Origin of the sequence: Pseudomonas sp. B21-048, from assembly GCF_024748615.1 — a bacterium.
Lineage (GTDB): Bacteria > Pseudomonadota > Gammaproteobacteria > Pseudomonadales > Pseudomonadaceae > Aquipseudomonas.
In genome coordinates, this window is record NZ_CP087168.1 from 4,504,789 (window position 1) to 4,517,460 (window position 12,672).

Here is a 12,672-nt window from a genome sequence, read left to right on the forward strand (position 1 = left end):
ATCAGACAACCCGCGCATCCCCCCGTCAATTTGGCTAAAATGCCGGCCTTTTCCACCTACGCCGCTGGAACCGCCGTGAGCAAAGAATCCGATCGCCTTTTCGCCCAGCCTTTGACCCAGGTGCCTGACTTCGCCTTTAACGAGGACGTGGTGCGGGTGTTCCCGGACATGATCAAGCGCTCGGTGCCGGGTTATCCGACCATCGTGGAAAACCTCGGCGTGCTCGCCGCGCAGTTTGCCCAGCCCAACAGCGTGCTCTACGACCTGGGCTCGTCCCTCGGCGCGGTGACTCAGGCCCTGCGCCGGCACGTGCGCACCGACGGCTGCCGGGTGATCGCTGTGGATAACTCCGCCGCCATGGTCGAGCGTTGCCGCGAATACCTCAACGGCCAGGACTCGATGTTCCAGGAGTTGCTGCCGGTGGAAGTGATTGAGGGCGACATCCTCGCCCTGCAATTTCAGCCTGCCTCGGTGGTGGCGCTGAACTTCACCCTGCAATTCATCGCCCCGGACCAGCGCACCGCGCTGCTCTCGCGCATCCGCCAATCGTTGTTACCCGGTGGTGCGCTGATCCTCTCGGAGAAGCTGCGCTTCAACGATCCCGAAGAACACGCGCTGCTCACCGACCTGCACGTGGCCTTCAAACGCGCCAACGGCTACAGCGAACTGGAAATCGCTCAGAAACGCAGCGCCATCGAAAACGTCATGAAGCCCGACAGCCTCGAAGAACACCGCGAGCGCCTGTTGGCCGCCGGGTTCTCGAAAGTCGTGCCGTGGTTCCAGTGTCTTAACTTTGCCTCGTTGATTGCCTTGCCATGATTGATCTGTCCCCCCTCGCCCGCCGCCTGGCCGGTACCCCGCTGGCCGAATGGGCCAACACCCTGCAAGCACAACTCGACAAGAAAATGGAAAAAGGTCACGGCGACCTGGAACGCTGGCAGAGTGCGCTGGACGCGCTGCCGAAGATTCAGCCTAGCGAAGTCGACTTGTTGAATGGTCTGACACTGGACACCGATTGCGACTTTGAGACCCGCGCCCAAATGCGCACCGCACTGATGGGTTTGTCGCCTTGGCGCAAAGGCCCGTTCGATTTGTTCGGCGTGCATGTCGACACTGAATGGCGTTCGGACTGGAAGTGGTCCCGGGTAGCTCCGCACCTGGACCTGAAAGGCAAACGCATCCTCGATGTCGGCTGCGGCAATGGCTACTACATGTGGCGCATGCTCGGCGCCGGCGCCGACAGCGTGATCGGCGTCGACCCGAACTGGCTGTTCTTCTGCCAGTTCCAGGCCGTGCAGCGGTACCTGTCCGAGCCCAATGCCTGGCACTTGCCATTTCCCTTTGAAGACCTACCTCCCAATCTGGAAGGCTTCGACACGGTGTTTTCCATGGGCGTGTTCTATCACCGCCGCTCGCCGATCGAGCATTTGCTGGCGCTGAAGGATTGCCTGGTCAAGGGCGGTGAACTGGTGCTGGAGACGCTGGTGATCGAAGGCGATCAGCAGCAGGTATTGGTGCCGGAAGACCGTTACGCGCAGATGCGCAACGTGTGGTTCCTGCCATCGGTGCCGGCGCTGGAACTGTGGCTGCGCCGCGCCGGGTTCAGCGACGTGCGTTGCGTGGATGTGAGCGTGACCACGGTCGAGGAACAACGCGGGACGGAGTGGATGAAGTATCAGTCGTTGAGCGACTTCCTTGACCCGCAAGATCACAGCAAAACGATTGAAGGGCTGCCGGCACCGATGCGTGCCGTCATCGTCGCCCGCAAGTAAAAGCTTCGCGGGCAAGCCTGCGAGGCTTGCCCGCGAAGGCGGCCTACCTGTCGCCACCTAATCTGCTGGTTTGGCTCTACGGGCCTTGAAAAACTCGCTCAACACCGCGCCACACTCCTCTGCCAACACCCCGCCCTCATACAACACCCGATGATTCAAAAAGCCCTGGGTAAAAAACTGCCCCTGGCTCTGCACAATCCCGGCCTTGGGCTCCAGCGCGCCATACACCACCCGCGCAATCCGCGAATGCACGATCAGCCCGGCGCACATGCTGCACGGCTCAAGCGTCACGTAAAGCGTACTGCCCGGCAGACGATAGTTACTGGCGGCCTGAGCCGCGGCGCGGATCGCGACCATCTCGGCGTGGGCGCTGGGGTCGTTGCCGCTGATCGGGCAATTGAAACCGCGACCGATGATCTCACCGTCCTGCACCAGCACCGCGCCCACCGGCACTTCACCCAGCGCCGCGCCTTGAGCGGCCAAGGCCAGAGCTTCGCGCATGAAATCACGATCACGGCTGCGGTCGATAATCGCTGCGGGGCGAATCTGACGCATCACGCCACCTCGATGGCGGCCATCAGGCCGGTTTCCATGTGGTCGATCACATGGCAGTGGAACATCCAGATACCAGGGTTATCCGCCACCAGCGCCACTTGCGCACGCTCGTTCTTGCCCAACAGGTACGTGTCGGTGAAGTACGGGATGACCTTGTGTCGGTTCGAGGCAATGACCTTGAAACTCATGCCATGCAGGTGGATCGGGTGTTGATACTGAGTCATGTTCTTCAATTCGAAAATATAGCTTTTGCCCTTTTCGAGCTTGGCAATCGGTCGATCGGCGCAGGTCTTGTCGGTGATGTCCCAAGCCTTGCCGTTGATCTGCCACAGGCTAGGCGGCTTGCCGTTGTCGACATTGACCGACACCGAGCCTACCCATTCAAAATTGAAGTTGAGTTTCTGGGCATTGGCCAGGTCCGGCTCGGCCACCGGGTTGGCGGGCAGCGCTGGCGGCCACTCGGTCGGCGCATCGGTATTGGCCACTGAGCGGAAGGTGCCCAGACGTACCGGGCCATTGCGCAGGGACAATTCTTCGCCGGCCGGCGGTGCTTTGATCGCCAGGCAAATGCGCATGCCAGGACCCAGCCAGTATTCCTTGCCCAGTGGGCGCGGTTCGATCGGGTTGCCGTCCAGCGCGTAGATCTGCGCTTCGACGCCGGGGATGTTGAGACGGTACGTCAGCGTGTTGTCGAGGTTGAGCAACCGTACGCGAGTGATCTGCCCGGCGGGCAAGTCGATCACCGCTTGCGAGACGCCGTTGATGGTCGACAAGCCCCCCGCCGTGCCGCCACGGGCCGCTTCACGAGGAATGCTGAACGCTACGAAAGCGCCCTCTTCATCAACGTGCCAGCTCTTGAGGCTCAAGGTTTTTTCGTATTTGAAACCGGTGGGCTCGCGCTCTTCGATGATCAGCGGGCCGACCAATCCGCGACCGAGCTCTTCGCTGCTGTTCACGTGCGGGTGATACCAGTAGCTGCCGGCGTCAGGCACGCGGAACTTATAGTCGAAGTATTCGCCCGGCAATACCGGAAGCTGCGAGACGTACGGCACGCCATCCATTTCCAGCGGCAGGCGGATGCCGTGCCAGTGAATGGTGGTCGCTACCGGCAGATGGTTGATGAAGCGCACCCGCAGCCATTCGCCCTGACGCACGCGCAACTCAGTGCCCGGCGCCGACGGGCCAAAGGCCCAGGCAGGCGTCTTGTGCCCGGCCACCAGTTCGACGTCCAGCGGGGCGGCGATCAGCTCATAGTCGTGGCCGGCGTCAGCGTCGGCCATTTTGCCCAGCCAGTAACGCGACGCGCCACCGGCTCCGACACCAACGACAACAAGACCGGCCAGGCCACCGAGGATTTGGCGACGGGTAAAGGACATGAACTCAACTACCTCACGTATCAGCCACAGGCGAGGGGCCTGCAAAAGGCGAATACGATACACCTGCGGTTGAGAAACAGTAAGGGCAGCGCGGCGGATGGACGCAGTCAAATCATGGTTGGCAATGCACGTGTGGTGAGGGGAACTTGCCCCAATGCCAGTCAGTTAAGGAGTTGAACACCACAGCCCCTGTGGGAGCTCGCTCCCACAGGATTAACGTCGTTCCCATATTTAGCGGTCTGCCTCGCTTCCGTAGGAGCGAGGCTTGCCCGCGAAGGCGGTCTTACAGTCGGCGAAATTTCTGGGCAAGATCGTCGGAAGTTTCCTTCAAGTCGTAGCGGTTTCCATGAACTGGTGTGAAATGCGTTCCATCGATAGTCTTTGGCTGTCACTGCGAATGCAGTGGCAGGGTGTAGGAGCCCTCTCTGGCAACTCATTCCCCACCCCAAAAGCCGCTTCATGGCGCTCACCAGCAACTGCACCGACATGCCCACCCTGTTCGTCGATACCCACGCGCCGCTCGATATTTTGACTGACGCTGCCAGCTATCGAATTCGTGCCGTAACCCAGGTGCTTGAGAACATATCCATGCGCGGCTCAGTCGAGTGTGATTCGATGATTCTCAGTGACTTTGCCTTGCTCTGCGCCATTCCGTTACGGGATGGGTGCGATGTGCTGGATGTGATGGGGCGGCGGTTGCGGGCTCGGCCTTCGGACTAACGTTGCTGAATGATCGTTCCCACGCTCTGCGTGGGAATGCAGCCCGTGACGCTCTGCGTCACATCGGTGTCTGGCTCGACAGCGGCGGTGTGGCTGGAACGCGGAGCGTCCCTTGAGGCATTCCCACGCGGAGCGTGGGAACGATCACTGTGTAGAGTGGCGACATCAGGATTGTCCGCAGCCCAGCGGGAGCAAGCTCCCTCGCCACAGGCAAGCCCCTCACCACAAAGGTCCGATTATGGCTGAAGGCCGGTGATCAGATGCGCCACCCCATCCTTCAGCATCATCACCCCCGGCACCCCCGCCGCCGTCAATGCCTGCCGATCTATCTGCGCCGCATCTCGCAGTTCGACCCGCACTCGGGTCAACGCCATGTGCTGTTGCGACTTGAGGTTATCCACACCCCCCAGCGCAGCCACGACATTCGCGGCCAAGCCGAAAACAGGCTGAGCCTCCACTTTCGGCTCATCCACCACCAGGTCCGGCGTCAACGCTTTCCAGAACGCCCGCTGCATTTTCTCGAACATGCTCAGTTCTCCAGAACCAGTGAAGTATCGACCGTCGCCTCGTGGTGCAGCCGCAGTGCCTCGCGTACCTGCTCGGCACTTTCCAGCCCCAGCACCTGCTGGGCGATGGTCTGGCAATCCAGCAGGTCCACTTCGCGAACCGTCGTCTTGATCGCTGGAATCAACGGCACGCTCACCGACAGTTCATCCACCCCAAGCCCCAACAACAGCGGCACCGCCAGTTTTTCCGACGCCAGGGCGCCGCACACGCCGACCCATTTGCCATGGGCATGAGCGGCTTTCACGGTGTTGGCGATCAGGCGCAGCACCGCCGGATGAAAACTATCGGCCTGACTGGCCAGCCGTGGATGATCGCGGTCAATGGCCAGGGTGTATTGGATCAGGTCGTTGGTGCCGATGGAGAAGAAATCCACCTCGGGCGCGTTTGTCACCGCCGACATCCAGGGTTCGCACCACCAGATTGCGCGCCGGGCCCAAGGCACGGGCGATGGCGCTGTAGGTGGAGGCTTGCTCGTCATGGCTTGGCGCATGATTGCGATCCAGATAAAGAAACTCCGAACGCAACAGACCGACGCCCTCGCCGCCCAGCGTCATGGCCTGTTCGGCTTCGGCCAGAGAAGCGATATTGGCGGTGATTTCAAAGTGATGCCCATCGCGGGTACAGGCGGCCATTCCTGCATTTTCCAGCTCGTATTGTTGGCGCTTCTTTTGTCGCTGACGATTGGCTTGCAACTGCTCAATGGCAGCCAGCTCAGGATCCAGCTGCAACTCGCCCTTGTCGGCATCGAGCAAAACCCGGGTGCCATTGATCAGTGTCAGCACCTGAACCGACAGGCCACAGATCGCCGGCAAACCGAAGGCCCGCGCGAGTGAACCTGGCCGGCAAGGGTTTCACCCGGTTGGTGGAAGAAGGTCAGCGGGTAGCAGTGGGGCAGGCGCACGCAGCAAGGACGACCAGCAACACCTGGACCTCGATGGGCAAAGCCATGTGATCGTGGTTAGTAACCAGACGTTTTTGCAGGATGGCAGGCAGTTCGAGTACACCGAATCGCGACATACCCTGGACAAGTTCTACTTTTCGGATGTGGCCCGGCGCTGACACTACACGGTACTGAATCGACAATGGGCATAACTATGTAGTGCACATTCCTTGAGCGAACGGGTCATCCTCGACGTCCATTTCTCAAGGACAGAGAGCATGAACCCGACCGAAACACGCCCATTGCCCAATGCCGCCGACAAGGCCGCGCTCAAGGCAATCGCCACCACCGTCATCCAGACATGCCCCAGCCTGCAAGACACGGCGCACGAAGTTGCCAGCGACCTGCTGAAAAAATACGGCATCGCCGGCCTCGATCCGGATCAGGTGTACTTCCACCGATTCGATGCGTCCCAAAGCAGCTCGAAAGCCTTCACCGGTTGGGAGCACGTCGACGCAACACCCACCAGTTCCATGACCCTGACGCAGCTGGTGATCCATCGCTTCCGCACTGCCGACCAGGACAACGCCGACCTGCTGGACGTCTATGCGGGCTTCTACAGCGCCGGGCCGAACGCCGGGACCTTCAATGAAACCAACGAAGTGCGCCTGCACGGCAACGAGGTGCTGAAGGAATTCTGGAGCATCGATTTCAGCGCGAAGTACCGCGACCGTCTGACGACCTACTGGAACGCATCCGCCGCTGACTTCCGCACCCTGGCCAAGTGCAATTTCCTCATTGCGGCGGTGAAGGCCCGGGACAAACGCCAGTTGAGCGACGATGACTTCCAGTTCGTCACCAACGCCGTCATCGGTCCGATCACCTGGCCCGTCAACCTGCAGTTGCTGCAAGCACAGCACCCTTGCGCCGATAACGTTCGGGCTCTGGATGTCGACGGCTACGTCGCCACCAACATCCTTCGTTTTGTCGCGCCCAAAGGCCGGCAGATTGTTTACCTGCCCGGTGAAACCGTCGCCTTCAAGGTGCTGGAAACTGCGACGGACATGCACTACTGGATACTGCTCCAAATGAACAAGGACGCTGCGCGCCAGGCGTTCATGACGCACTTTTCCCTGGCCGATCGCCAGACCATCGCCGAGAACATCACCGACCTCATGAACCGGCTGGTCAGCACCTGGGGCAAGTACGACCATCACCTGATCAACAAGACAAACCGGATCATCAGCAGTGATGCCTTCAGTTGGCTGCGCGACTCGACCAAAGCCGCGATGTTCGCCGAAGCCGATCTCTCGCTGACCTCCAATGGCGATCTGCGCAAAAAACTCTGGATCGGTTACCTCAGCGCGGGCGTAAAAGTATTCGGCCCGATGGCGGTCGTCGGCTGGCCCATTGCACTGCCCTTGGTCGGGGCCAGCATCGCCAACCTGGGTTTGAACATCGATCAGGCGGTCAATGCGAAGACGGCCGAAGAGCGCAAGGCCGGTGTCCTTGGCGCGGTGTTCGCCAGTATCGATGTGCTGTTCAACCTGCTCGTACTCAAGGGACCGGGCTCGATGGAAGAAATCGGCCCCGAGATCGATGCCGCTGAAGCGAGTGAAATGGCCGAATATCGCGAAGGATTAACGCCAGACGAAAGCCGCGAGTCAGTTAGCGAGCCGGCAGAACCGGCGGAGCCGTCTGAACCTGCAACAGGCTCACCCGACACCACCGGGACGAGCGCCTCACCGTCATCCGTACCGGACGCCTACAAGATCGATGTGCTTCTGGATGATGAAACACTGGTCCGTGAGCCTGGCAAGTTCCAGGGGATCCATCGACTGCCATCCAATCCCTCCAGTGCTATCAAGCTAAAGGGCAATGCCTATTACGCGCGCTACGAAAACAACCTCAATGGCCGTAGTCATTGGGCAATCGTTGACCCGGCCAACCCCGACTCGTTCTCAGGCTCGATTCCAGTGCGTTTTTTGACTGCCGCTGAAGAATGGGAAGTCGTTCCCAAGTTGGGTCTGAGGGGCGGCATGGACATACCGCCCATTGCGACCGCTGGCCCATCAGTTGAACCCGTTGTCGAAGGATGGGCGCGAACGCCGGGCGTTCATGTCCCCGGGCTCGAAGACCCCGAAATGAGGGCCTGGGCACTCGGTGGGGCAGACGTTCGCGCTCTGTTCAGAAGGGTATGGACAATCGGCTCAATAGACATGCGCAGTGTGCTCATGTCCGATGTAGATACAGTCGGCGCCCGTAGTGTACTCATGTCCCCTCTCGACGAACTCACAGAATCCTTGAGTGAGTTCGACTTGGCTCAGGAAGAACCTCGCAGCAACCTGGTCAGTGACGCTAAGGCATACTACGAGCTGAACCCACCCAATCCTCGTCTACCGATATCTACGGTACAACCGATCGAAACTTCCACCGATCTGCTCGATGCGGCACTCACGGAAAAACCGGGGCTGGTCGTCGGCGAGAGCCGAGGCAGTATCGGCAGCAAACAGTTCCTGATCGAAAACATGCCCGCGTTGGCCCAACGCGCAGTGAAAACCCTGTATCTCCAGGAGCTGCTGGCGAACGTCAACCAGCTTGAACTGGATACCTTCGCGCGAACCGGCGAAATGCCGGAAGAACTGGAAAGCTACCTGAAGAAACTCGATATCAAGGCCGGCAACGATCCCGATGGAAAATTCAATCTGCTGACACTGGTGAAAGCCGCCAATGCCCAACGGATCCGGGTTCAAGCGCTCGACATGTCGACGACCTACAACATCAACAAAGAAGGTTTCGCCTGGGAATCGGATTACCAGATGGCCAGGAGTTTTTTTGCCAGCGAGGTCATTCAATTCAATGAAGAGTTAAAAGAGCTGGCCAAATGGGTGGCCCTGGTCAATCAGGAGAACATGGCGACGTTCCGAGGCTACCGGGGCATCAGCGAACAGACCGACGCCCTGAGCATCCGCATCGACGATGTTGCAGCCGGGCAGGCGCAATCAATCGCCTCCGATCCCGGGTTAGCGGTGGAGTACGCAGACTTTCCGGACTCCCCTGTTTATGACGTGTCAGACGGAACTGAATTCGACAACATCCATGACCTGATCAAAGGCGACTGGCGCGTTCAGATGGAAACCCCATGGGCCTACAGAACCCCACGAGAACTGAAAGCACTGTTGCCGGAACCGGGGATGTTCACCTTTCAACGCTATACAAGCAGCATCCTGGTGGTTTATCGCAACGCCGAGGGTCGAATGGCGGACAGCGTCATCAGGATGACACCCGGCGGGAGGCTCAATCTGGATACTCCGCTTCGGCCCGCTTACGAGTCCATGACGGTGGATAACCTCGACGAACTGAAAGAAGCATTGATTGCAAAGGGTATGAAGCCCATGGGCTGGCCGGAAGTGGCTGGCGAGGCTGACGGCGCTGCATCGCTGATCGAAGACCTTCCCCAGGCGCAGCCCGAAATACAGCGACCAGACATTCCGGACAACTGGCAAGCCAACGAACTGCTGGAGGGAAAAACACCCGGCACCGATTCCGGAAAATTCCAGGGCATCTATCAACTCGATTCCAACCCTTCCACCGCGATCATGCTCGATGACACGGCCTATTACGTGCGCTACGAAGCCGATGCCAACGGAGGCGGTACGTGGGCCATCATTGATCCCGAGCACCCGAAAGCGTTTTCAGGATCAATACCGGTACGCCTCAATGCTCAGGGCGACTGGGAGCTGGCACCCCGAGCCGGACTCAAGGGCGGCGGCAACACCCAGCCAGGACCGTCGCGAGTCCCTGTTCAAATCCCACCGCAGGTCCCTGCTCAAATCCCACCGCAGGTCACTCTGCGAAGCCCCTCCACACAATACGATGCACCTGGCGGATTCCGCCTCAGAAAACTGGCACTGGGTATAAGAGAAAACCACATCAAAGTCATGCGTCAGCCCAACGGAAGTCTGCGCGGGATATCCACTTACGACGAATACATCGCAGCCCCTCGCGTCAAGCTGTCACGGGACGCCCGTCAGTTCTTTTCCCGAAGTAACTTCACTCCCTCATTGCCTCCGCGCCCGGCGATTCCTGCCGTAACACCATCGACCACTGCCGCGGAACTGATTCAGAAAGTGTTTGAAGCCACACCCGGCATGGTCATCGGCGAAAGCCAGGATCGCATTGCCAGCATGCGGTTTCTCATCGAGAACATGCCGACCCTGGCCCGACAGGGTGTCAGGACGCTCTACTTCCAACGCCTGCTCAATGATTTCAGTCAACTGGATCTCAATCAATTCTTCAGCTCCGGAGAATTGTCCGACGATCTTGAGATGTCTCTGCAAAAGCTGAAAAGCGATCCTTCGGGACAATTCACTCCCCTTGAAGTGGTCAAGGCTGCACGACTCAATGGTATTCGAATTCAGGCAACGGACTGTCTGGCGAGCTACCGCTATCCCGCCTCGCCACTTCCCGACATGCATGAACAAGCGATAAAAACCTACCTCACCCACACCATCATGCAGGCTGACCAATCGCTCAACGGAGCCGGTAAATGGGTGGTGCTGACGGACCAGGAAAACACCAATACCTTTCGGGGCATGGCTGGTATCAGCGAAATGCAGGGGGGTATCGGTTTGCGCATCGAAGAGGTGCTACCGGAAGAAAAACTGCTGATCGAAACGGATCAAGGGATCGATGTAGGACGCGGTTTTGCCTCGCAGCCCGAAGGCACAAACGGAGATTCCGACACTCTGCTTGCCGACCTGAGTCTGAAGACGCCACTGCCCTTGCTCGAAAGGACGCAGGAGGAGCTCGAGCGGCTGCTGTTCCGCCAAGGCATGTTCACTTTCGAGAAGTCGAACGGTAGCTGGACGCTGATTCATCGCGCCAGGGACACCCGAATTATACGAACCCTGGTCGAGCGTACAGTTGACGGCAAGTATCTGATCAATCGCCCCTCATGGACCGAAGTGCACCAGGTGCCGTATGCCAACATTGTCGAACTGTCCTGGGCCCTGAGCCGTATGGGCATGAACCTTGAAGGCCGCCTGCCGCTTTAATTCATCATCCGTTTCTACAAGGTACACATCCCCTGAAACGCAAAAAGCCCCCGATCTCTCGATCGGGGGCTTCTTTTGCCACTATCGTCTCGAGCCTGGGTTCACAGGCTCAATCACGATCACTCCCACTCAATCGTCGCTGGCGGCTTGCTCGACACGTCATAGGTGACGCGGGAGATGCCTTCGATTTCATTGATAATGCGGCCGCTGACGGTTTCCAGCAGTTCGTAAGGCAGGTGAGCCCAACGCGCGGTCATGAAGTCGATGGTTTCCACGGCACGCAGGGCAACGACCCAGGCGTAACGACGGCCATCGCCCACCACGCCAACCGATTTCACCGGTTGGAACACCACGAATGCCTGGCTGACCTTGTGGTACCAGTCGGCTTTACGCAGCTCTTCGATGAAAATGTGGTCGGCGCGACGCAGCAGGTCGGCGTATTCCTTCTTCACTTCGCCGAGGATCCGCACACCCAGGCCCGGGCCCGGGAACGGGTGACGGTAGACCATGTCGTACGGCAGGCCGAGTTCCAGACCCAGACGACGGACTTCGTCCTTGAACAGCTCGCGCAGGGGTTCAACCAGCTTAAGGTTCATTTCTTCCGGCAGGCCGCCCACGTTGTGGTGCGACTTGATCACGTGCGCCTTGCCGCTTTTGGCGCCAGCCGACTCGATCACGTCCGGGTAGATGGTGCCTTGGGCGAGGTACTTGATGTTATCCAGTTTGTTGGACTGGGCATCGAAAACGTCGATGAAGGTACGGCCGATGATCTTGCGCTTCTTCTCTGGGTCGCTTTCGCCTGCCAGATTGTCGAGGAACTGGTCCTCGGCGTTGGCGCGAATCACCTTGACGCCCATGTTCTCGGCGAACATGGCCATCACTTGCTCGCCTTCGTGCAGGCGCAGCAGGCCGTTGTCGACGAAGACGCAGGTCAACTGGTCGCCGATAGCCTTGTGCAGCAGCGCGGCAACCACCGAGGAATCAACGCCGCCGGACAAGCCGAGCAACACGTTGTCGGTGCCAACCTGGGCGCGGACCTGGGCAATGGCGTCTTCAGCAATCTTCGAAGGCGTCCACAGGGCTTCGCAGCCGCAGATATCGAGGATGAAGCGCGAGAGGATGCGACCGCCCTGCTTGGTGTGGGTCACTTCCGGGTGGAACTGCACGCCGTAATAGCCGAGAGCATCGTTGAACATGCCGGCAATCGGGCAGCTCGGGGTGCTGGCCAGGATGTGGAAGTCTTCCGGCAACTTGGTGACCTTGTCACCGTGGCTCATCCATACGTCGAGGCCGAACAGGCCATCGGCGTCGATGTGGTCTTCGATGCCATCGAGCAGACGGCTCTTGCCGACCACGTCAACGCGGGCGTAACCGAACTCACGCAGCTCGGAACCTTCGACCTTGCCACCCAGCTGTTCAGCCATGGTCTGCATGCCGTAGCAGATACCGAAGACCGGTACGCCCAAGTCAAACACCGCTTGCGGGCAGCGCGGGCTGTCGGCTACGTGCACGGACTCGGGGCCGCCGGCGAGAATGACGCCTTTTGGAGCGAATTCGCGAATCGCTTCGTCGTCCATGTCGAACGGATGCAGTTCGCAGTACACGCCGATTTCACGCACGCGGCGGGCAATCAGCTGGGTGTACTGGGAACCGAAGTCGAGGATCAGGATGCGGTGGGCGTGAATGTCGAGGGCCATGTGGTCAGTCTCGTCTATGCAGTTCGGTGAAGAAAATCAGAAACAACT

9 protein-coding genes and 2 pseudogenes are annotated in these 12,672 nt (G+C 59.4%); 6 read left to right on the top strand and 5 right to left on the bottom strand.

The genetic code is table 11. The features are described from left to right. The first annotated feature begins 39 nt into the window (after nucleotides 1-39). Both cmoA and cmoB read left to right on the top strand, forming a co-directional pair. A complete protein-coding gene (gene cmoA, locus LOY56_RS21035) occupies nucleotides 40-819 on the top strand; it encodes a carboxy-S-adenosyl-L-methionine synthase CmoA (RefSeq protein ID WP_258616964.1) in 780 nt (259 codons plus the stop codon). Beyond that, a complete protein-coding gene (cmoB, locus tag LOY56_RS21040; protein WP_258616965.1) occupies nucleotides 816-1,772 on the top strand; it encodes a tRNA 5-methoxyuridine(34)/uridine 5-oxyacetic acid(34) synthase CmoB in 957 nt (318 codons plus the stop codon). Before cmoA ends, cmoB begins: the two co-directional genes overlap by 4 nt. Nucleotides 1,773-1,829: 57 nt before the next feature. Here cmoB and tadA read toward each other — a convergent pair whose 3' ends face one another. Next, on the bottom strand, nucleotides 1,830-2,327 hold the full coding sequence (tadA, locus tag LOY56_RS21045; RefSeq protein ID WP_008014671.1) for a tRNA adenosine(34) deaminase TadA: 498 nt from the start codon (nucleotides 2,325-2,327) through the stop codon (nucleotides 1,830-1,832). Next, nucleotides 2,327-3,703, bottom strand: a complete 1,377-nt coding sequence (locus LOY56_RS21050) for a multicopper oxidase family protein (protein WP_258616966.1) — start codon at nucleotides 3,701-3,703, stop codon at nucleotides 2,327-2,329. The genes tadA and LOY56_RS21050 overlap by 1 nt, the downstream gene beginning before the upstream one ends. A 459-nt stretch (nucleotides 3,704-4,162) precedes the next feature. On the opposite strand from LOY56_RS21050, the gene LOY56_RS21055 reads away from it, so the two are divergent. Then, on the top strand, nucleotides 4,163-4,423 hold the full coding sequence (locus LOY56_RS21055) for a short-chain dehydrogenase (protein WP_258616967.1): 261 nt from the start codon (nucleotides 4,163-4,165) through the stop codon (nucleotides 4,421-4,423). 236 nt (nucleotides 4,424-4,659) lie between these two features. On the opposite strand, the gene LOY56_RS21060 is transcribed toward LOY56_RS21055, so the two are convergent. Both LOY56_RS21060 and LOY56_RS21065 read right to left on the bottom strand, forming a co-directional pair. Continuing rightward, entirely contained in the window at nucleotides 4,660-4,950 is a 291-nt protein-coding gene (locus LOY56_RS21060; protein WP_258616968.1) for a PTS transporter subunit EIIB, read from the bottom strand. A 2-nt stretch (nucleotides 4,951-4,952) separates the two neighbouring features. Further along, nucleotides 4,953-5,820, bottom strand: a pseudogene (locus tag LOY56_RS21065) (putative PEP-binding protein); the annotation flags it as partial. Here LOY56_RS21065 and LOY56_RS21070 point away from each other — a divergent pair. The 3 genes and pseudogenes from LOY56_RS21070 (at nucleotide 5,820) to LOY56_RS21080 (ending at nucleotide 10,927) form a co-directional block, all read left to right on the top strand. Then, on the top strand, nucleotides 5,820-5,942 hold the full coding sequence (locus tag LOY56_RS21070) for a hypothetical protein (protein WP_258616969.1): 123 nt from the start codon (nucleotides 5,820-5,822) through the stop codon (nucleotides 5,940-5,942). The pseudogene LOY56_RS21065 and the gene LOY56_RS21070 overlap by 1 nt on opposite strands. After that, nucleotides 5,891-6,049, top strand: a pseudogene (locus LOY56_RS21075) (UTRA domain-containing protein); the annotation flags it as partial. The gene LOY56_RS21070 and the pseudogene LOY56_RS21075, both read left to right, overlap by 52 nt. A 99-nt stretch (nucleotides 6,050-6,148) precedes the next feature. Beyond that, complete coding sequence (locus tag LOY56_RS21080; protein ID WP_258616970.1) at nucleotides 6,149-10,927, top strand: membrane-targeted effector domain-containing toxin; 4,779 nt, start codon at nucleotides 6,149-6,151, stop codon at nucleotides 10,925-10,927. A gap of 119 nt (nucleotides 10,928-11,046) precedes the next feature. Here the strand turns inward: LOY56_RS21080 and guaA are convergent, their stop codons facing one another. After that, nucleotides 11,047-12,624: a glutamine-hydrolyzing GMP synthase gene (gene guaA / locus LOY56_RS21085; protein ID WP_258616971.1), complete on the bottom strand. Its 1,578-nt coding sequence runs from the start codon at nucleotides 12,622-12,624 to the stop codon at nucleotides 11,047-11,049. Between the last annotated feature and the right edge of the window lie 48 nt (nucleotides 12,625-12,672).

Excerpts from the sequence above, each read along its gene's own strand:
- LOY56_RS21080 (WP_258616970.1), top strand. The coding sequence starts at position 6,149 with ATGAACCCGACCGAAACACGCCCATTGCCCAATGCCGCCGACAAGGCC.
- guaA (WP_258616971.1), bottom strand. The coding sequence starts at position 12,624 with ATGGCCCTCGACATTCACGCCCACCGCATCCTGATCCTCGACTTCGGT.
- LOY56_RS21055 (WP_258616967.1), top strand. The coding sequence starts at position 4,163 with ATGGCGCTCACCAGCAACTGCACCGACATGCCCACCCTGTTCGTCGAT.
- LOY56_RS21060 (WP_258616968.1), bottom strand. The coding sequence starts at position 4,950 with ATGTTCGAGAAAATGCAGCGGGCGTTCTGGAAAGCGTTGACGCCGGAC.
- LOY56_RS21050 (WP_258616966.1), bottom strand. The coding sequence starts at position 3,703 with ATGTCCTTTACCCGTCGCCAAATCCTCGGTGGCCTGGCCGGTCTTGTT.
- tadA (WP_008014671.1), bottom strand. The coding sequence starts at position 2,327 with ATGCGTCAGATTCGCCCCGCAGCGATTATCGACCGCAGCCGTGATCGT.
- cmoA (WP_258616964.1), top strand. The coding sequence starts at position 40 with ATGCCGGCCTTTTCCACCTACGCCGCTGGAACCGCCGTGAGCAAAGAA.
- cmoB (WP_258616965.1), top strand. The coding sequence starts at position 816 with ATGATTGATCTGTCCCCCCTCGCCCGCCGCCTGGCCGGTACCCCGCTG.